General features: G+C 56.6%; 19 protein-coding genes. 4 read left to right on the top strand and 15 right to left on the bottom strand.

The window, feature by feature from the left end:
• Positions 1–38: 38 nt before the first annotated feature.
• Together HBO11_RS13775 and HBO11_RS13770 are read left to right on the top strand one after the other, a co-directional pair.
• Positions 39–236: a hypothetical protein gene (locus HBO11_RS13775; RefSeq protein ID WP_170058891.1), complete on the top strand. Its 198-nt coding sequence runs from the start codon at positions 39–41 to the stop codon at positions 234–236.
• A gap of 26 nt (positions 237–262) precedes the next feature.
• Positions 263–1,225: a bifunctional GNAT family N-acetyltransferase/nucleoside diphosphate kinase regulator gene (locus HBO11_RS13770; RefSeq protein ID WP_169954058.1), complete on the top strand. Its 963-nt coding sequence runs from the start codon at positions 263–265 to the stop codon at positions 1,223–1,225.
• Positions 1,226–1,506: 281 nt separating this feature from the next.
• Here the strand turns inward: HBO11_RS13770 and HBO11_RS13765 are convergent, their stop codons facing one another.
• Complete coding sequence (locus tag HBO11_RS13765) at positions 1,507–2,409, bottom strand: LysR family transcriptional regulator (protein ID WP_169954059.1); 903 nt, start codon at positions 2,407–2,409, stop codon at positions 1,507–1,509.
• A gap of 119 nt (positions 2,410–2,528) precedes the next feature.
• On the opposite strand from HBO11_RS13765, the gene HBO11_RS13760 reads away from it, so the two are divergent.
• Positions 2,529–3,737, top strand: coding sequence for a tetratricopeptide repeat protein (locus HBO11_RS13760; protein WP_169954060.1), 1,209 nt, complete (start codon positions 2,529–2,531; stop codon positions 3,735–3,737).
• Positions 3,734–4,699 carry a DMT family transporter gene (locus HBO11_RS13755; RefSeq protein ID WP_262376956.1) on the top strand — a complete coding sequence of 322 codons (966 nt, stop codon included), beginning with the start codon at positions 3,734–3,736 and terminating at the stop codon, positions 4,697–4,699. The genes HBO11_RS13760 and HBO11_RS13755 overlap by 4 nt, the downstream gene beginning before the upstream one ends.
• 383 nt (positions 4,700–5,082) lie before the next feature.
• On the opposite strand, the gene glmS is transcribed toward HBO11_RS13755, so the two are convergent.
• From glmS to HBO11_RS13685, 14 genes are all read right to left on the bottom strand, one after another.
• Positions 5,083–6,915 (bottom strand): glutamine--fructose-6-phosphate transaminase (isomerizing), encoded by a 1,833-nt coding sequence (glmS, locus tag HBO11_RS13750; protein WP_057439302.1) that lies wholly within the window; start codon positions 6,913–6,915, stop codon positions 5,083–5,085.
• Between the two features lie 10 nt (positions 6,916–6,925).
• Positions 6,926–7,693, bottom strand: a complete 768-nt coding sequence (locus HBO11_RS13745; protein WP_029290123.1) for a DeoR family transcriptional regulator — start codon at positions 7,691–7,693, stop codon at positions 6,926–6,928.
• Between the two features lie 226 nt (positions 7,694–7,919).
• The gene (gene glmU / locus HBO11_RS13740) at positions 7,920–9,287 is read right to left on the bottom strand and encodes a bifunctional UDP-N-acetylglucosamine diphosphorylase/glucosamine-1-phosphate N-acetyltransferase GlmU (RefSeq protein ID WP_169954061.1); all 1,368 of its coding nucleotides are present in this window, start codon (positions 9,285–9,287) and stop codon (positions 7,920–7,922) included.
• 123 nt (positions 9,288–9,410) lie between these two features.
• On the bottom strand, positions 9,411–9,827 hold the full coding sequence (locus tag HBO11_RS13735; RefSeq protein WP_057439300.1) for a F0F1 ATP synthase subunit epsilon: 417 nt from the start codon (positions 9,825–9,827) through the stop codon (positions 9,411–9,413).
• 44 nt (positions 9,828–9,871) lie between these two features.
• Positions 9,872–11,248 carry a F0F1 ATP synthase subunit beta gene (atpD, locus tag HBO11_RS13730; RefSeq protein ID WP_015886645.1) on the bottom strand — a complete coding sequence of 459 codons (1,377 nt, stop codon included), beginning with the start codon at positions 11,246–11,248 and terminating at the stop codon, positions 9,872–9,874.
• Between the two features lie 27 nt (positions 11,249–11,275).
• The gene (gene atpG / locus HBO11_RS13725; RefSeq protein ID WP_057439299.1) at positions 11,276–12,136 is read right to left on the bottom strand and encodes a F0F1 ATP synthase subunit gamma; all 861 of its coding nucleotides are present in this window, start codon (positions 12,134–12,136) and stop codon (positions 11,276–11,278) included.
• Positions 12,137–12,186: 50 nt separating this feature from the next.
• Positions 12,187–13,731, bottom strand: a complete 1,545-nt coding sequence (gene atpA / locus HBO11_RS13720; protein ID WP_029290137.1) for a F0F1 ATP synthase subunit alpha — start codon at positions 13,729–13,731, stop codon at positions 12,187–12,189.
• A 21-nt stretch (positions 13,732–13,752) separates the two neighbouring features.
• Complete coding sequence (locus HBO11_RS13715; RefSeq protein ID WP_057439298.1) at positions 13,753–14,289, bottom strand: F0F1 ATP synthase subunit delta; 537 nt, start codon at positions 14,287–14,289, stop codon at positions 13,753–13,755.
• Between the two features lie 12 nt (positions 14,290–14,301).
• A complete protein-coding gene (locus HBO11_RS13710; RefSeq protein ID WP_008439543.1) occupies positions 14,302–14,772 on the bottom strand; it encodes a F0F1 ATP synthase subunit B in 471 nt (156 codons plus the stop codon).
• A 56-nt stretch (positions 14,773–14,828) separates the two neighbouring features.
• Positions 14,829–15,086: a F0F1 ATP synthase subunit C gene (gene atpE / locus HBO11_RS13705; protein ID WP_002555987.1), complete on the bottom strand. Its 258-nt coding sequence runs from the start codon at positions 15,084–15,086 to the stop codon at positions 14,829–14,831.
• Between the two features lie 133 nt (positions 15,087–15,219).
• On the bottom strand, positions 15,220–16,089 hold the full coding sequence (gene atpB, locus HBO11_RS13700) for a F0F1 ATP synthase subunit A (protein ID WP_029290172.1): 870 nt from the start codon (positions 16,087–16,089) through the stop codon (positions 15,220–15,222).
• Positions 16,090–16,105: 16 nt separating this feature from the next.
• Entirely contained in the window at positions 16,106–16,513 is a 408-nt protein-coding gene (locus tag HBO11_RS13695) for a F0F1 ATP synthase subunit I (RefSeq protein WP_010565865.1), read from the bottom strand.
• 148 nt (positions 16,514–16,661) lie between these two features.
• A complete protein-coding gene (locus HBO11_RS13690; protein ID WP_032857179.1) occupies positions 16,662–17,534 on the bottom strand; it encodes a ParB/RepB/Spo0J family partition protein in 873 nt (290 codons plus the stop codon).
• A gap of 9 nt (positions 17,535–17,543) precedes the next feature.
• A complete protein-coding gene (locus tag HBO11_RS13685) occupies positions 17,544–18,341 on the bottom strand; it encodes a ParA family protein (protein ID WP_005792605.1) in 798 nt (265 codons plus the stop codon).
• Between the last annotated feature and the right edge of the window lie 10 nt (positions 18,342–18,351).

The raw sequence follows: 18,351 nt of genomic DNA, 5'->3' as shown, positions 1-18,351 counted from the left end.
AGTAGTTAATCTCAGATCAAGCACCAGGACTTATCGGGATGACCAGCGCAAATAAAACATCCCGCAAAGATATGGCACTCTCAGGGTATGGGGAAGATCAACTCACCGAGACTTCTGGAAGACTTGATGGAGCCGCTTACGGCGAGCCTCAGGGTAGGACCAAGGGACAGGGTTCGGCAAAAGATGATTTGCTCGACCTCTCCAGGCTGTTCGGCATTGCTCGCGTTATGTCTTAACATGGTCGGTTGCCCAAAGAGCCGTCATGGCCAAAGCCATGACGGGCTTCCATCCTTTACAAGTAAGTGTGATGAAGATGAACAAGCCTTTCATTTCGCTGTGCCCTGAAATTACTCGGGCCCACGCGCTGACGCTGATGGATTGGTTGGAGGATGAGCGCGTCACCTGCTATCTGAGCGATTCGCGTCATGTCTCCCGCTCCATCGAGCAAGCCATCGACCGGACTCAATCGCCGATCCTGACCCATCTATTCAACCGGGGCGGGCGATTCTTCATGGCCTATGACCGGCATGACGCCCCGGTGGGCTTTGTGCGTCTGATCAAGACCGGCTCAGATTGCGAGATAGTCCTGGTCATCGGAGACAGCGACAAGTGGGGGCAAAACCTTGGTGCCCGCACGATCCGCGAAGGCATGAAACTGGCCTTCCTCGACATGCGGGCCAAGAAGCTCATCGCCAAGATCCACCCGGACAACGCGCGCTCGCTGAAAGCCTTTCTGCGCAGCGGCTTTGTGCTTGAGAGCGAAGCGCCGGCATTGAAGTCATTTTCCATGACGGCGGGGCGCTATCTCCAGCTCTTGCGCGAAGGTGCCGCTGGCGACTCCACCAGGATCTACATTACTGAAATCGACAAGGCCAGGCTCGAGAGCCTGATCGCGCTCGAGCAAGGCCCGACCGTTGTTGAACTCGAACATGAGCTTGAGCGAGCCATTGTCGTCAAACCGCAGCAGGTGGCGTGCAATGTCGTCACGATGAACTCCAGGGCCTTGCTGCAACTGGACGAAGAAGAGATCGAAGTGGCCCTGGTTTACCCTGAAGACGCGGACAGCACCGCAGGGAAGCATTCCGTGTATTCCGACATCGGCGCCGCCATCCTGGGCTATCAGGAGGGGGACGCCATCGACTGGCGAATTTCTGATCGGACCCGCCGCATTGAGATCAGGAAAGTGCTTTACCAGCCGGAGGCGGCGGGCGATTTCCACCTGTAATTGCGTGTTTTGCTAGGAGGGATAAGCACAGAAGGACGTCGTTTGGAGCCCCGAGGGGCCCCAAACGGGACCGTTTTTAATCCTGAAGACCGTGCCCTTGGTCTGGACGTCGATCAACGAAGATGGTTGGAAGCAAGCCTTCAGCCGGGCGCTCCAGGATGCTGGATACGAAATTGATTGGAATAAGGTAATGCGCAACTAGGCAGGCTGGCCTACAGCACGGCATCGCGCAGCGAATCAACCCGCTCGACAGCATTGAAATGACCGGAGGGGCTCCCTCTTTATAAGCCATTTCCCTTCAAATCACTCTTACGACTCCGGTAAATCTTCTCTGCCAACTCAATGAATGCTTGAGCTGCAGCAGTAGTCTCGCTGCAATCCAGCACCGCGATTCCGACTTGGCGCCTGACTGCCGGATCGAGTGTCCTGACCACATAAAGCTTCTCGCTATCGTCGGGCAACGAAGACTCAGCCACAATCGTTACCCCATCTCCGCGAGCCACCGCGGCCAAGGTACTCATCAACTGAGAGGTCTTGTAGCGAATACGCGGCTTCAATTTGACAGCAGCAAAGAGCTGCGAGACCAGTTCGGCCGAACCAGCCTCGGTTAGTACAAACGGATCAGAACATAAGTCCTCCAATGTCACTCTTTCGTTTGAAGCGAGAGGGTGCGCAATCGGTAGCAAGGCAACCATTTGGTCCTCAAGTAAAGGCCAGGTATCAAACTGAGCTTCAGGTAAGGTGACAAACCCTACGTCCACCTCTCTGTCTAACAACCATTCCGTCACTTGGCGATCAGGCCCCTCACTCACATGAACTTCAATATTGGGGTAAAGGCGGCGGTAGTCTTTAAGAATCCGCGGCAACAAAAGCTGGGATGAGGTTGGGCCAAATGAACCAATTCGCAGGGTGCCAAGTTTCATGCCGCGGGCATCGCTGGCATCCTGCCTAATTGCATCCGCCAGACCAAGCATAGGTTGCACACGTAGAAGGATTCGCGCACCTATGTCTGTCAGTTCAATCTGGCCTTGATGCCGAAGTAGCAGTTCAACACCCCACTCCTGCTCCAGAGCCCTTATTGCATGAGAAACCGCAGATTGGGATATTTTCAGTTGGGCGGCTGCGAGCGTGAAGCCACGCCGCTCTGCGACAGCGACAAAAATTTCCAATTGGGTCAGCGTCATTTTTCATCCATGAGTAATCGCTCATTTTCATATGACCATGATTTTGCGTAAGCATAGATGAAACAGGCATAACGAGATAGGCCAGCCCTTTTCGCCAACTTATATCCAAGGATTGTTTTATGGTCGCCCAATGGAAGACTGATGGGATTTCGGCACTGTGGCCTGAAATCAACGGCCCATTCCTGTCCCTGCGAGGAATACCCGAGCATCTGATGCCGGTCACCCAGACTCAGGAACTATACAAAGACCTTCTATTAGGGTTCGATGCAATCACGAGTTGCGAGATGAAAGAACTTTACAAGTTCAAACTGTTTCTCAATCGGATGCATCAACGATCGAACTTACCCCCGGAGTTGTTACTGATCCATAAGGCATTTATAGCTTGGGTAAACTTTGAATATGAGCGAGCACGTACACTCTTTACGCAACACCTGAAAGCGTACCCCTCCGACATCATCACAATTTTTTTTGTGCACATGCTCGACTTCTGTACTGGTAAGACGCCTAGATTAACGGCAGAATTTTCGTTTTGCGAACCACACATACCGCACACTCATGCCTTGTACTCCTACTACCTGGCAATAAAATCTTTTGTTTTGTGTGAAGACCAGCGCTTCCAAGAAGCCCTTGAACTGGGCCTTGAGGCGGTTAGGCTGATTCCCCATAACATCTACGGCATCCATGCTACTGCCCACGCATTGCATGAGATGGGCCGCTGGCAGGAACTTTCGAGTTTCCTGATCGACTGCAAGCCTGACTGGATCGAAAATAGCGGCATGCGCATGCACGTCTATTGGCACATGGCTATAGCCCACGAGCGATGCAACGAGGTCGATCAGGCACTCCAAGCGTTCGAGGAACTGTATGAATTAAAGGACAGCCCCTTCGCGAAGCAGGATCTGGATGCGGTGGGTTTTCTCTGGCGCCTGCGTTTGAAAGCCACAGACAGCAAGTTCGCCGCTATCTGGGAACGTCTCGCTCTTTTGTGGACCGGCAGCGTCTCTGGATCAACCTCTTACTTTCACAACATCCATGCTGCGCTTGCCTTTTCTGCGACCAATCAGACTCTCCTCATCGAGAAGCAAATCGCCGAAAGCGACGGCTTTGGCATCGAGCCCGAAGCGCACCGAGCAGGCTTAGACGTGCTCAAAGGCATTCTACTGTTCACCTTGAAGCGTTATCACGAAAGCCTGGCGCTCTTGCGTACCAGCCGAGACCAGTGGCCGTTGTTAGGAGGGAGCCGTGCCCAACGCGAAGTCCTTGATCTGACTCTCGAATACATAGAACTCAAGACCCGACCGATCGTTGAGGAGAGGGCACCTGCATGACCAGCCATTCTCATCCACTGGTCCTTACTTCAGACAGCCTTACCTATCTTAAGCTTTCTCTGGTAGCAATGATCTGGGGAGGTACCTTTGTCGCTGGTCGGTATCTATCCGCAGACACACCCGCGCTATTAGCCGCCAGTGTCAGATTTATATTCGCCGGAATCACACTCGGACTGTTCCTAGGTTTCTTTTTAAAAAAGAGCTTTGTCCGGCTTGATCGGTCGCAACTAGTCAAGATCGTAGGATTGGGATTTTGCGGAATTTATACTTATAACCTCTGTTTTTTTTATGGCCTACATTACACAGCAGCCTCCCGCGCGTCATTGATCGTAGCCCTGAATCCCGCCGTCATGGCTCTTTTCTCTTATGTGTTTTTCCGAGAAAAAATGTCTGCAATGAAAACCGCAGGCATTTTTCTTTGCCTGATAGGGGCGGCTGTCGTGATTCTCAATAAGTCGTCAGGCACATTAATCGTGGATAAAAGCGACTGGCGCGGAGACCTTTTGATCTTTGGTTGCGTACTCAGTTGGGTCGCCTTCAGCGTATTCGGTAAGTCGGTAGTCAAAGAAATCGGCGCCCTACATACGGTGACCTACTCCATCTTCGCGGGGGCCGCGATGCTGACGGCGACCGCTATCGTCACTGGTCAATTCAATCAGGCATCACTGCGAGCTCTAACGCTTGCCGACTTTTCCAGCTTGCTGTACTTGGGTGCCATAGGCTCAGCGCTGGCATACATCTGGTATTACAAGGGAATCGAGCAGATCGGCGCAACACGTGCCGGAGTGTTCATCGCGCTCAATCCGCTGACCGCGGTGTTACTGGGTGCTATTTTGTTGGATGAGCAGCTCAGCGCTCCCACATTTATGGGGGGCGCACTGATTATAGTGGGCATCATGATCTGCAATAGACCAGCCCGCCCTCAATATAACTGCGAGATGAAGAACGTGCGTACGCCATAATAAACTGAGTAAGTTATTTACCGTTTTAATTATCGAAACAGCCAGAGGCTCATAAACTAAACAACGTTTTAGATCATCTGTTTTTCGGACCAATCCACCTTTTCTACGCAGGCTATCTAGCAAACCTGCGAAGCTCCCATGCGCAGTTGCTATGACGCCTATAATATCCAGGCTGTACATGAAGATATTCACGATCAACCGCAATTTACGACTTGCCAATCTCCGCGAATTTTTTTGTAAATCTGAATCTGGAAGGTGAGCCGCAACTTGGAGCACTCGGCACAAAAGGAGCGGGAGAGAAGATCGTCGCTTGGAGCCCACGGAGGCTCCAAGCGAGACAGACTTTAATGTTTACGATCACCCTTTCTCGTTACCGCTAAACATTACTCAACCGTCACCGACTTGGCCAAGTTACGCGGCTGGTCAACGTCCGTGCCCTTGAGCACCGCCACGTAGTACGACAGCAATTGCAGCGGGATGGTGTAGAGAATCGGCGACAGGGTGTCGTGGATGTGCGGCATGTTGATCACGTGGGTGCCTTCGCCGTTGGTCATGCCGGCCTTTTCGTCGGCGAACACGATCAGTTGGCCGCCACGGGCGCGAACTTCCTGCAAGTTGGACTTGAGCTTCTCCAGCAGTTCATTGTTTGGCGCCACGGTGACCACCGGCATGTCATCGTCCACCAGGGCCAATGGGCCGTGCTTGAGTTCACCGGCCGGGTAGGCTTCGGCGTGGATATAGGAGATTTCCTTGAGTTTCAGGGAGCCTTCCATCGCCACTGGGTACTGCGCGCCACGGCCGAGGAACAGGGTGTGGTTCTTGTCGGCAAACAGCTCGGCGACTTTCTCTACGGTGCTGTCCATGGCCAGGGCTTCGCCCAGGCGGGTCGGCAGGCGGCGCAGTTCTTCTACCAGGGTGGCTTCCACGCCCGCAGCCAATGTGCCGCGCACCTGGCCCAGGGACAGGGTCAGCAGCAGCAAGCCCACCAACTGGGTGGTGAAGGCCTTGGTGGAGGCTACGCCGATTTCGCGACCGGCCTGGGTCAGCAGGGTCAGGTCCGACTCACGTACCAGGGAGCTGATGCTGACGTTGCAGATCGCCAGGCTCGCCAGGTAGCCCAGCTCTTTGGCATTGCGCAGGGCGGCCAGGGTGTCAGCGGTCTCGCCGGACTGGGAGATGGTCACGAACAGGGTGTCGGGCTGCACCACCACCTTGCGGTAGCGGAACTCGCTGGCCACTTCGACCTGGCACGGGATGCCGGCCAGTTCTTCAAGCCAGTAACGCGCGACCATGCCGGCGTGATAACTGGTGCCACAGGCGACGATCTGCACATTGCGCACTTTGGCGAACAGCTCGGCGGCTTGCGGGCCGAACGCGTTTACCAGTACTTGCTTGTCGCCAAGGCGACCTTCCAGGGTGCGTTGCACCACGGCCGGTTGCTCGTGGATTTCCTTGAGCATGAAGTGGCGGAACTCGCCCTTGTCGGCAGCTTCGGCGCCGTCGCGGTACTGCACCGCTTCGCGCTCGACGGAGTTGCCGTCGACATCCCAGATCGCCACGCTTTCACGGCGGATGTCGGCGATATCGCCTTCTTCCAGGTACATGAAGCGGTCGGTGACCTGACGCAGGGCCAACTGATCGGAAGCGAGGAAGTTCTCCCCCAGGCCCAGGCCAATCACCAGTGGGCTGCCACTGCGGGCGGCAACCACACGGTCCGGTTGGCTGGCGCTGATCACCGCCAGGCCGTAGGCGCCATGCAGTTCCTTGACCGTGGCCTTGAGGGCGGTGGTCAGGTCGCTGTGGTCCTTGAGCTTGTGGTTGAGCAGGTGGGCGATGACTTCGGTGTCGGTGTCCGAGGTAAAGACGTAGCCCAGGCCCTTGAGTTGTTCACGCAGCACTTCGTGGTTTTCGATGATGCCGTTGTGCACCACCGCGATATCACCGGAGAAGTGCGGGTGCGCATTGCGCTCGCACGGTGCCCCGTGGGTCGCCCAGCGGGTGTGGGCGATGCCCAGGCGGCCCGCCAAGGGCTCACCGGCCAGGGCCTGTTCCAATTCGCTGACTTTGCCTGGGCGACGCATGCGCTCGAGCTTGCCCGCGTTGCTGAAGACCGCCACGCCGGCACTGTCATAGCCGCGGTATTCCAGGCGCTTGAGGCCTTCGAGCAAAATGGCGGTAACGTTTCGTTCAGCGACTGCGCCTACAATTCCACACATGGTTTCTCTCCTAGATGACTGCCGCGCAAATCAGCGTAATGCCGCGGGCTTGAATCTGGTCGCGGGCCTCAAGCGGCAGGCGATCATCGGTAATAAGGGTATGGACGCTGCTCCAGGGCAGTTCCAGGTTGGGAATCTTGCGGCCGATCTTGTCGGATTCGACCATCACCACCACTTCGCGGGCGACTTCGGCCATCACTCGGCTCAAGCCCAACAATTCATTGAAGGTGGTGGTGCCACGCTGCAGGTCGATGCCGTCAGCGCCTATAAACAGTTGGTCGAAGTCATAGGAACGCAGCACCTGTTCGGCGACCTGTCCCTGGAACGAGTCCGAGTGCGGGTCCCAGGTACCGCCGGTCATCAGCAGCACCGGTTCATGCTCAAGCTCACTCAGGGCACTGGCCACATGCAGGGAGTTGGTCATCACCACAAGGCCTGGCTGATGGCCCAGTTCGGGGATCATCGCGGCGGTGGTGCTGCCGCTGTCGATGATGATCCGCGCATGTTCACGCAGGCGCTTGACCGCCGCCCGGGCGATGGCGCGCTTATGCACAGAAATCGGTTGGGCAGGATCGCCCACCAGTTCCTGGGGCATGGTGATGGCGCCACCGTAGCGACGCAGCAGCAAGCCGTTGCTTTCCAGCGCGGCGAGGTCCTTGCGGATGGTCACTTCGGAGGTTTCGAAACGCTTGGCCAATTCATCCACGCTCACTTCGCCCTGCTCGTTGAGCAAGGTGAGGATGTTGTGGCGTCGTTGTGGTGTATTTCGTTTCGACATGGTGATGATAAGTTTCGTTTCGAAAGAAAACGAAGGCAATCAAAACCTATTGACGAAGGATCGTCAAGCAGAAGAATGAAATTTTATTGAAGCCCAGATCAAAAATGTAGGAGCTGGCTTGCCTGCGATAGCGGTGTATCAGTCGATGAAAACGTGACTGAAATATCGCTATCGCAGGCAAGCCAGCTCCCACATTGATGGGTGGTGCCTGAAGGTTGTGGATAACTCAGGTCTTTTTGATTTTGACCGGGCGTTTCCAGCCGTCGATGTTGCGTTGGCGGGCGCGGGCCACAGCCAATTGCGACTTATCCACATCCTGGTTGATGGTTGAGCCTGCCGCTGTGTTTGAACCATCGCCAATGGTGACGGGCGCAATCAGTGAATTGTTGGAGCCAATAAAGACGTCTTCACCGATCGTCGTCTGATACTTGTTGGCACCATCGTAATTGCAAGTAATGGCGCCGGCGCCAATGTTGCTGCGGGCCCCAATCACTGCATCGCCGAGGTAGGCCAGGTGCCCCGCCTTCGCATCGTCGCCCATCCGTGCGTTTTTCAGCTCAACGAAGTTACCCACATGGGCCCTGGCGCCCAGCACGCTGCCCGGGCGCAACCGCGCAAACGGCCCCGCATCGCTGCCCTCACCCATCACGGCACCGTCGATGTGGCTGTTGGCCTTGACCACCACGCCTTTGCGCAGGGTGCTGTCCTTGATCACGCAATTGGGGCCAATTACCACATCGTCTTCGATGATCACGCGGCCTTCGAGGATCACATTGATATCGATCAGCACGTCGCGGCCCACGGTCACCTCACCGCGTACATCGAAACGCGCCGGGTCACGCAGTGTCACGCCCTGCGCCATCAGGCGGCGGCCTTCGCGCAGTTGGTAGTGACGCTCCAGTTCCGCCAGTTGCTTGCGGTCGTTGGCGCCCTGCACTTCCATTGGGTCGTGGGGCTGCTCGGTGGCGACCAGCAGGCCGTCGCTGACGGCCATCTCGATGACGTCGGTGAGGTAGTACTCGCCCTGGACATTGTTATTCGACAAACGACTCATCCAGTCTGCCAGGTGAGCCGCCGGCACCGCGAGAATCCCGGTATTGCCTTCGGTTATCGCCCGTTGTGCCTCGCTGGCATCTTTATGCTCGACGATGGCGGCGACGTTGCCGTCTGCATCACGCACGATGCGGCCATAACCGGTAGGGTCGTCCAGTTCGACGGTGAGCAGGCCCATCTGGCCCGGCACTACGTGCTTGAGCAGGCGCTGCAGGGTTTCCACTTCGATCAGCGGCACATCACCGTAGAGGATCAGCACGGTGTCGGCCTTGATGAACGGTACGGCTTGCGCGGTGGCATGACCGGTACCCAGTTGCTTGTCCTGCAATACGAAATTCAAGTCATCGGCTGCCAGACGCTCACGTACCGCATCGGCACCGTGGCCAATCACTACGTGGATACGTTGTGGGTCCAGTTGCCGGGCGCTGTGGATAACATGGCCAAGCATGGAGTTACCCGCAACCGGGTGCAGTACCTTGGGCAGGGCTGAACGCATGCGGGTGCCCTGGCCAGCGGCGAGAATGACGATTTCAAGAGACATGAATGGCTACCAATCCTGGGCGGTCCGGCTTCAGACCAAAGAAGTGTTTTGCAAAAAAAGAAAAAGGGTAGCCGAGGCTACCCTTTTTAATCAATCGCGCATGAAGCATGACGGCTTGGCCGCTTACTTCTTGCGGATCTGCTGGAGCGTGCGCAGCTGGGCTGCAGCCTCGGCCAGACGTACAGCAGCAGCGCTGTAGTCGAAGTCTGCACCTTTTTCGTGCAGAGCCTTCTCGGCAGCCTTGACGGCTTCCTGAGCGGAGGCTTCATCCAGGTCGCCAGCACGTTGCACGGTGTCGGCAAGAACCTTGACCATGTTCGGCTGAACTTCGAGGAAACCGCCAGAGATGTAGAACACCTCCTTTTCCCCGCCCTGCTTGGTCAGAGTAATCGGACCGGGCTTCAAGCTGGTGATCAGCGGTGCGTGGCCCAAGGCAATACCCAGGTCACCCAACTCGCCGTGTGCAATTACCATCTCTACCAGACCGGAGAAGATTTCCCCTTCCGCGCTGACGATATCGCAATGGACTGTCATAGCCATCTGATTGCCTCAACCTGATGAGCGCCCGTTGCCGGGCGCCTGGATTACAGTTTCTTGGCTTTCTCGATCGCTTCTTCGATGCCGCCGACCATGTAGAACGCTTGTTCTGGCAGGTGGTCGTAGTCACCGTTGAGGATGCCTTTGAAGCCAGCAATGGTGTCTTTCAGGGAAACATATTTACCCGAGGCACCGGTGAAGACTTCAGCCACGAAGAACGGCTGCGACAAGAAGCGCTGGATCTTACGAGCGCGGGATACCAACTGCTTGTCGGTTTCCGACAGCTCGTCCATACCCAGGATCGCAATGATGTCCTTCAGCTCTTTGTAGCGCTGCAGCACGTACTGAACGCCGCGAGCGGTGTCGTAGTGCTCCTGGCCGATCACGTTCGGGTCCAGCTGGCGCGAAGTCGAGTCCAGTGGATCGACCGCTGGGTAGATACCCAGGGAAGCGATGTCACGGGACAGTACGACGGTGGCGTCCAAGTGGGCGAAGGTGGTCGCAGGCGACGGGTCGGTCAAGTCATCCGCAGGTACGTATACCGCTTGGATCGAAGTGATCGAACCTTCCTTGGTCGAAGTGATACGTTCTTGCAGAACGCCCATCTCTTCAGCCAGGGTCGGCTGGTAGCCTACTGCCGAAGGCATACGGCCCAGCAGTGCGGATACTTCAGTACCGGCCAGGGTGTAACGGTAGATGTTGTCGACGAACAGCAGAACGTCGTTACCTTCGTCACGGAACTTCTCGGCCATGGTCAGGCCAGTCAGTGCTACGCGCAGACGGTTACCCGGCGGCTCGTTCATCTGACCGTAGACCAATGCCACTTTGTCCAGAACGTTGGAGTCCTTCATCTCGTGGTAGAAGTCGTTACCCTCACGAGTACGCTCACCCACACCGGCGAACACGGAATAACCGCTGTGCTCGATGGCGATGTTACGGATCAGTTCCATCATGTTTACGGTCTTGCCTACACCGGCACCACCGAACAGACCCACTTTACCGCCTTTGGCGAACGGGCAGACCAGGTCGATAACCTTGATGCCGGTTTCCAGCAGGTCGTTGCCGCCAGCTTGCTCGGCGAACGAAGGTGCTGGACGGTGAATGCCCCAACGCTCTTCGGTATCGATCGGGCCAGCTTCGTCAATCGGGTTGCCCAGTACGTCCATGATCCGGCCCAGGGTCGCTTTACCGACCGGTACGGAGATGGCAGCGCCAGTGTCGACAACGTCCAGACCGCGCTTCAAGCCTTCGGTGGAACCCATCGCAATGGTACGAACTACGCCGTCGCCCAGCTGCTGCTGAACTTCCAGAGTAGTTTCCGCGCCTTGTACTTTCAGCGCGTTGTAGATGCTCGGTACGCTGTCGCGTGGGAATTCCACGTCGATAACGGCGCCGATGATTTGAACGATACGTCCGCTACTCATAGCTGGATCCTCTGAATATTTGAACCGTTAAACCGCGGCAGCGCCGCCGACGATTTCCGAGATCTCTTGGGTGATCGCAGCCTGACGCGCCTTGTTGTAGATCAGCTGCAAATCGCTGATCAGATCACCGGCGTTGTCGGTAGCGTTTTTCATCGCGATCATCCGCGCCGCTTGTTCAGCTGCGTTGTTCTCGACCACCGCCTGGTACACCTGCGACTCCACGTAGCGCACCATCAAGCCGTCAAGCAGCTCTTTGGCGTCTGGTTCGTAGAGGTAGTCCCAGTGGTGCTTGAGTTCCTGATCCGGGGTCGCCACCAGTGGAATCAATTGCTCCACGGTTGGCTGCTGGGTCATGGTGTTGATGAACTTGTTGGATACCACGGACAGGCGGTCAATCCGGCCTTCCAGGTACGCATCCAGCATCACCTTCACACTGCCGATCAAGTCATTGATCGACGGCTCTTCACCCAGGTGGCTGATAGCTGCAACGACGTTACCGCCGAAGTTGCGGAAAAAGGCCGCACCCTTGCTACCAACAACACACAGATCAATCTCGACGCCGTTTTCGCGGTTTACCGCCATGTCCTTGACCAGGGCCTTGAACAGGTTGGTATTCAAACCACCGCACAAACCACGGTCACTGCTCACTACCACATAACCTGCACGCTTGACGGCGCGCTCGATCATGAACGGGTGGCGGTATTCCGGGTTGGCGTTGGCCAGATGCCCAATTACCTGGCGGATACGCTCCGCATAAGGACGGCTAGCCGACATGCGCATTTGTGCCTTGCGCATTTTGCTGACCGCCACTTTCTCCATGGCGCTGGTAATTTTTTGCGTGCTTTTGATGCTCGCAATCTTACTGCGAATCTCTTTTGCGCCTGCCATGTAACACCTATCAGGTTAGCAAGCGGGAGCCTTGCGGCTCCCGCTGCGGCTTACCAGGTTTGGGTGGCCTTGAACTTCTCGATACCAGCCTTCAGGCCAGCGTCGATTTCGTCATTGAAGTCACCCTTCACGTTGATCTTGGCCATCAAATCGGCATGATCTCGGTTGAAGTAAGCAATCAGCGCTTGTTCAAAGCTGCCGACCTTGGCGATTTCGACGTCAGTCAGGAACCCACGCTCAGCGGCATACAGCGACAGCGACATGTCAGCGATCGACATTGGCGCGTATTGCTTCTGCTTCATCAGCTCGGTAACGCGCTGACCATGCTCAAGTTGCTTACGGGTCGCTTCGTCCAGGTCAGAAGCGAACTGGGCGAATGCCGCCAGTTCACGGTACTGAGCCAGAGCGGTACGGATACCACCGGAGAGCTTCTTGATGATCTTGGTCTGAGCGGCACCACCCACACGGGATACCGAAACACCGGCGTTCACAGCAGGACGGATCCCGGAGTTGAACATGGCCGATTCCAGGAAGATCTGACCGTCGGTGATGGAAATCACGTTGGTCGGAACGAACGCGGAAACGTCGCCAGCCTGGGTTTCGATGATCGGCAGTGCGGTCAGGGAACCGGTTTTGCCGGTCACTGCGCCGTTGGTGAACTTCTCTACGTACTCTTCGGAAACGCGGGATGCGCGCTCCAGCAGACGGGAGTGGAGATAGAACACGTCGCCTGGGTAGGCTTCACGGCCTGGTGGACGGCGCAGCAGCAGGGAAATCTGGCGGTAAGCCACTGCTTGCTTGGACAGATCGTCATAAACGATCAGCGCGTCTTCACCGCGGTCGCGGAAGAATTCACCCATGGTGCAACCGGAGTACGGTGCCAGGAATTGCAGCGCAGGAGATTCCGAAGCACTGGCAGCCACGATGATCGTGTTGGCCAGGGCGCCGTTTTCTTCCAGCTTGCGAACCACGTTGGCGATGGTCGATTGTTTCTGACCGATCGCTACGTAGACGCAGAAAATGCCGCTGTCTTTCTGGTTGATGATCGCGTCGATCGCCAGAGCGGTCTTACCGATCTGACGGTCACCGATGATCAGCTCACGCTGGCCACGGCCGACTGGGATCATGGCATCGACAGCCTTGTAGCCAGTCTGTACAGGCTGGTCTACCGACTTACGCCAGATCACGCCTGGAGCAACTTTCTCGACCGCGTCGGTCTCGGTGTTGCCCAGTGGACCTTTACCGTCAACAGGGTTACCCAGTGCGTCGACAACGCGACCCAGCAGTTCCTTACCAACCGGAACTTCCAGGATGCGGCCTGTGCACTTGGCGCTCATGCCTTCAGCCAGACTGGTGTACGCGCCCAATACAACGGCACCTACGGAGTCTTGCTCCAGGTTGAGGGCCATACCGTAGACGCCGCCCGGAAACTCGATCATCTCGCCGTACATTACGTCGGCCAGACCGTGAATCCGCACGATGCCGTCAGATACGCTGACGACAGTGCCTTCGTTACGGGCTTGGGAGGTCACATCGAGCTTGTCGATGCGGCCCTTGATAATTTCACTTATTTCGGAAGGATTGAGTTGCTGCATTGCTCTGCTGCCCCTTCAAACTCAAGATTTCAATGCTTCGGCAAGATTCGCGAGTTTGCCGCGAATCGAGCCATCGATAACCAGGTCGCCGGCGCGAATGACAACACCCCCAATAAGGGATGGGTCTTCCGCAACTTGCAGGCGCACTTCCCGGTCGAGTCGTGCACTGAGAACCTTGGCGAGTTTGTCTTGCTGTTCTTGGTTCAATGCAAAAGCACTGGTCACTTCAACGTCTACCGACTTCTCTTGCTCGGCCTTGTACAGGTCGAACAGAGCGGCAATCTCCGGCAAAAGCGGGAGACGGTCGTTTTCGGCAACGACGTGGATGAAGTTCTGCACTTTCACATCAAACTTGTCGCCGCACACGTCAATAAACGTGGCGGCCTTGTCTGCGCTCGTCAGTCGCGGGGCCTTGAGCACGCGCTGCATGGTGTCGTCTTGCGACACTGCTGCAGCCAGGCCGAGCATGGCTGACCAAGAGGCCAGCTGCTGGTGGGCCTGGGCGTGCTCGAAGGCTGCCTTAGCGTAAGGTCGGGCCAACGTGGTCAATTCTGCCATGATCGCCCTCGCTTAAATTTCAGCAGCCAGTTTGTTTACCAGCTCCGCGTGCGCGTTTTGATCGATTGTGGCACCCAGGATCTTCTCAGCACCGCCGACGGCCAGAGCACCCAGTTGGGCACGCAGCGCATCTTTGACACCATTCAGTTCCTGTTCGATCTCGGCCTGAGCCTGAACCTTCACACGGTCAGCGTCGATACGGGCTTTTTCAACAGCCTCTTCAACAATCTGGTTACCGCGTTTCTTGGCTTGCTCAATGATTTCAGCTGCCTGAGCCTTCGCTTCGCGCAGTTGCTGACCCGCTTTATCTTGGGCCAACTCCAGGTCGCGAGCTGCTCGTGCGGCAGCGTCCAGTCCATCCGCGATCTTCTTCTGACGTTCGTGCAAAGCCGCGATGACCGGAGGCCATACGAACTTCATGCAGAAAACAACAAAAATCAAGAACGCTAAGGACTGACCAATAATGGTTGCATTAATGTTCACGCCAATACCTCGCTCGTTCGTTGCACAACACACCAATCACTCGAAAAAACGAGTGATTAACCGGCGAGTTGACCAACGAAGGGGTTCGCGAAGGTGAAGAACAGAGCGATACCAACACCGATCATGGTCACGGCGTCGAGCAGGCCGGCAACGATGAACATTTTAACTTGCAGCATTGGAACCATTTCTGGCTGACGCGCTGCGCCTTCCAGGAACTTGCCGCCCAACAGGCCGAAACCAATGGCAGTACCCAGGGCGCCCAGGCCGATCAACAGTGCAACAGCGATAGCGGTTAGACCAACTACAGTTTCCATCTTTCCTCCCGACTTTTACGTCGTATGGTTTAGGTTTTTTAGATTTTAAAGCGGTAAAACAAATCGTTTCATAGCCCTTTGGGGCCACCTTCCCGTTTCACCGGGAAGGACATCAGACTAGTCGAGACTGGTCTTAATGGTTCTCTTCGTGCGCCATCGACAGGTAGACGATGGTCAGCATCATGAAGATAAACGCCTGCAGGGTGATGATCAGGATGTGGAACACAGCCCACGCCCACTGCAGAACAATGCCCAGGCCGCTAAGCCAGAGCAGGCCGCTGCCGAACATCACAGCGATCAGGATGAACACCAGCTCGCCGGCATACATGTTGCCGAACAGTCGCAGGGCCAGGGAAATCGGCTTGGCGATCAGGGTGACGAATTCCAGCAGGAAGTTCACCGGGATCAGCAGGGCTTGAACGAAGATGTTCTTGCTGCCGAACGGGTGCAGGGTCAGTTCGCCGATGAAGCCGCCGATGCCCTTGATCTTGATGCTGTAGAAAATGATCAACGCGAACACCGACAGGGCCATGCCCAAGGTAGCGTTCGGGTCAGTGGTCGATACAGCGCGGAATGGGATGTGCGGGTCGCCGCTGATCCACATGGCCACTTGCGGGATCCAGTCCACCGGGATCAGGTCGACGGCGTTCATCAGGAACACCCAGACGAAGATGGTCAGTGCCAGCGGTGCAATCACCGGGCTACGGCCATGGAAGCTGTCTTTCACGCTGCCATCGACGAATTCGACCAATACTTCAACGAAATTCTGCAAAGCACCTGGCTGACCGGAAGTCGCCTTCTTTGCCGCCATGCGGAAAATCAGGACGAAGATCAGACCCAATGCGACCGACCAGCCCAGAGTATCCAGGTGGAAAGCCCAGAAGCCCATTTCTTTGGCTTCTGCTGCGGAGTGGGCAAAGCCCCAGCCGCCGTTGGGAAGCTGACCGAAGGTCAGGTTCTGCAAGTGGTGCTGGATATAGCCCGAAGCGGTTGTTTCTGCCATGGTTGCCTCAAACGCCCTAAGGTTTCGAAAGTCTTGTTTTCATTAGCAGGGGAGCGAACCAGCTGACCAGTTGGGTCAACACGAAGACGCCGAATACAGCTAGCGGCGCCAATGGCTTCACACCTGCAAAGGTCAGTGCAAACAGCACTGCCGTCAAAATCAGTTTCCCTGCCTCGCCGGCATAAAAGGACCGGACGATAGCCTGGGCTGCCCGGGCGCCGGAAAACCGAAAGGCCCTGTGAGCAAAATACATATTGGGCAGCAAGGCTATCAGGCCTCCGCAGAGTCCTGAGTATCCGGCTACGACCCCATGCCAATACCAAAGCGCCAATGCGGCGATCAGCAAAATGACAAATTGGGCCAATAAAACCGGAAAAACGGCCAAGCGATGGAACGGCAACGTGTTTGGCGTGCGGGTTTCCATCACTCTTGCTCCTCAATGGTCGGCTGCCGGAAATCAATAACTTGGCATAATTTGTGCCGACAAAATGCGCGCAGAGTATAGGGGCGGTTCTGCCCCTATTCAACTGCCGGGTAGTGATTTCCGACTGCACGCTACATAAGCAAATGTTTCAACGGATGTGGGAAAGAACGCCCTGAAGCTCATCAAGGGAGTTATATCCGATAACCAATTGCCCTTTGCCCTTCTTACCGTGGCGAATTTGCACCGCAGAGCCCAGCCGCTCGGCCAGGCGCTGCTCAAGGCGCGCAATATCCGGATCAGTTTTGACCGTCTCGACCGGTGCAGGTTTACCACTGAGCCACTGGCGAACCAAGGCCTCGGTCTGACGAACGGTGAGACCTCGTGCGACAACGTGTCGCGCCCCTTCAACCTGTTGATTTTCCGGCAAACCGAGCAAAGCACGGGCATGACCCATTTCCAGGTCGCCGTGGGACAGCATGGTCTTGATCACTTCCGGAAGCGCAATCAGGCGCAACAGGTTGGAAACCGTGACACGGGATTTGCCCACCGCATCGGCCACTTCCTGCTGGGTCAGCTTGAATTCCTGCTGCAGACGCTGCAGGGCAATGGCTTCCTCGATGGGATTGAGGTCTTCACGCTGGATATTCTCGATCAGCGCCATGGCAATGGCCGTTTCATCCGGCACATCACGCACCATCGCCGGGATGGTTTCCTGGCCGGCCTGCTGGCTGGCGCGCCAGCGGCGTTCACCGGCGATGATTTCAAACCGACCGCCGCCAATGGGGCGCACGACAATCGGCTGCATCACGCCCTGGGCCTTGATCGAGTTCGCCAACTCCTCCAGCGCCTGCGGGTCCATGTCCCGACGCGGCTGGTACTTGCCACGCTGGATCAGGTCCAGGGGCAGGTGTTGCAGTTCACGGGAGTCGGCCTGCACCGCTTGCTCTTCCAGCGAAGTAACAGTCGGACCACTCAGCAGTGCATCCAGTCCACGTCCGAGACCTCGTTTCTTGACGGCCATGGGGATTCCTTAAGTTGGCTGGGCTGCAGCGGTGCGTGAGTTGCGACGTTGGCGACGAACCATCTCGCCGGCCAGCGCCAGGTAGGCAATGGCACCACGCGATGACTTGTCGTACGCCAGCGCGGGCATGCCATAGCTTGGCGCTTCGGCCAGGCGGATGTTACGCGGGATCACTGTGTCGTAGAGCTGGTCGCCAAAGTGTTCCTTGAGCTGCGCCGACACATCGTTCATCAGGCTCAGGCGCGGGTCATACATGGTCCGCAGCAGGCCTTCGACCTTCAGGTTCGGGTTGAGCAACTCGGCGATACGCTTGATGTTATCCACAAGGTCGCTCAAACCCTCGAGGGCGAAGTACTCGCACTGCATGGGGATGATCACCCCATCGGCGGCGACCAACGCGTTGAGCGTCAGCATCGACAGCGACGGCGGGCAGTCGATCAAAATGTAGTCGTAATTCTCGCGGATCGGCGCCAGGGCGCTGCGCAGACGGCTTTCTTTCATCTGCATTTCCAGCAGCACCACTTCCGCCGCGGTCAGGTCGCGGTTGGCCGGCAGCAGTTGATAACCGCCGTGTTCGGAGTAGTGCATAGCCTGGGCCAGGTCGCACTCGCCTATCAGCAAGTCGTAGACCGAGTTTTCCAGGCCGTGTTTATCCACACCGCTACCCATGGTGGCGTTGCCCTGTGGATCGAGATCGATCAACAGCACCCGACGCTTGGTAGCGACCAGGGATGCTGCGAGGTTGATGCAGGTGGTGGTTTTGCCCACGCCACCTTTCTGGTTCGCTATCGCGAATACCTTAGCCATTCTTGCTTGT

It is taken from the genome of Pseudomonas sp. WS 5010 (assembly GCF_012985565.1).
Lineage (GTDB): Bacteria > Pseudomonadota > Gammaproteobacteria > Pseudomonadales > Pseudomonadaceae > Aquipseudomonas.
This window is presented reverse-complemented; position numbering and strand designations above follow the sequence as displayed.

Coding starts and splice junctions, on each gene's coding strand:
- HBO11_RS13775 (WP_170058891.1), top strand. CDS start 39: ATGACCAGCGCAAATAAAACATCCCGCAAAGATATGGCACTCTCAGGG.
- HBO11_RS13770 (WP_169954058.1), top strand. CDS start 263: ATGGCCAAAGCCATGACGGGCTTCCATCCTTTACAAGTAAGTGTGATG.
- HBO11_RS13765 (WP_169954059.1), bottom strand. CDS start 2,409: ATGACGCTGACCCAATTGGAAATTTTTGTCGCTGTCGCAGAGCGGCGT.
- HBO11_RS13760 (WP_169954060.1), top strand. CDS start 2,529: ATGGTCGCCCAATGGAAGACTGATGGGATTTCGGCACTGTGGCCTGAA.
- HBO11_RS13755 (WP_262376956.1), top strand. CDS start 3,734: ATGACCAGCCATTCTCATCCACTGGTCCTTACTTCAGACAGCCTTACC.
- glmS (WP_057439302.1), bottom strand. CDS start 6,915: ATGTGTGGAATTGTAGGCGCAGTCGCTGAACGAAACGTTACCGCCATT.
- HBO11_RS13745 (WP_029290123.1), bottom strand. CDS start 7,693: ATGTCGAAACGAAATACACCACAACGACGCCACAACATCCTCACCTTG.
- glmU (WP_169954061.1), bottom strand. CDS start 9,287: ATGTCTCTTGAAATCGTCATTCTCGCCGCTGGCCAGGGCACCCGCATG.
- HBO11_RS13735 (WP_057439300.1), bottom strand. CDS start 9,827: ATGGCTATGACAGTCCATTGCGATATCGTCAGCGCGGAAGGGGAAATC.
- atpD (WP_015886645.1), bottom strand. CDS start 11,248: ATGAGTAGCGGACGTATCGTTCAAATCATCGGCGCCGTTATCGACGTG.
- atpG (WP_057439299.1), bottom strand. CDS start 12,136: ATGGCAGGCGCAAAAGAGATTCGCAGTAAGATTGCGAGCATCAAAAGC.
- atpA (WP_029290137.1), bottom strand. CDS start 13,731: ATGCAGCAACTCAATCCTTCCGAAATAAGTGAAATTATCAAGGGCCGC.
- HBO11_RS13715 (WP_057439298.1), bottom strand. CDS start 14,289: ATGGCAGAATTGACCACGTTGGCCCGACCTTACGCTAAGGCAGCCTTC.
- atpE (WP_002555987.1), bottom strand. CDS start 15,086: ATGGAAACTGTAGTTGGTCTAACCGCTATCGCTGTTGCACTGTTGATC.
- atpB (WP_029290172.1), bottom strand. CDS start 16,089: ATGGCAGAAACAACCGCTTCGGGCTATATCCAGCACCACTTGCAGAAC.
- HBO11_RS13695 (WP_010565865.1), bottom strand. CDS start 16,513: ATGGAAACCCGCACGCCAAACACGTTGCCGTTCCATCGCTTGGCCGTT.
- HBO11_RS13690 (WP_032857179.1), bottom strand. CDS start 17,534: ATGGCCGTCAAGAAACGAGGTCTCGGACGTGGACTGGATGCACTGCTG.
- HBO11_RS13685 (WP_005792605.1), bottom strand. CDS start 18,341: ATGGCTAAGGTATTCGCGATAGCGAACCAGAAAGGTGGCGTGGGCAAA.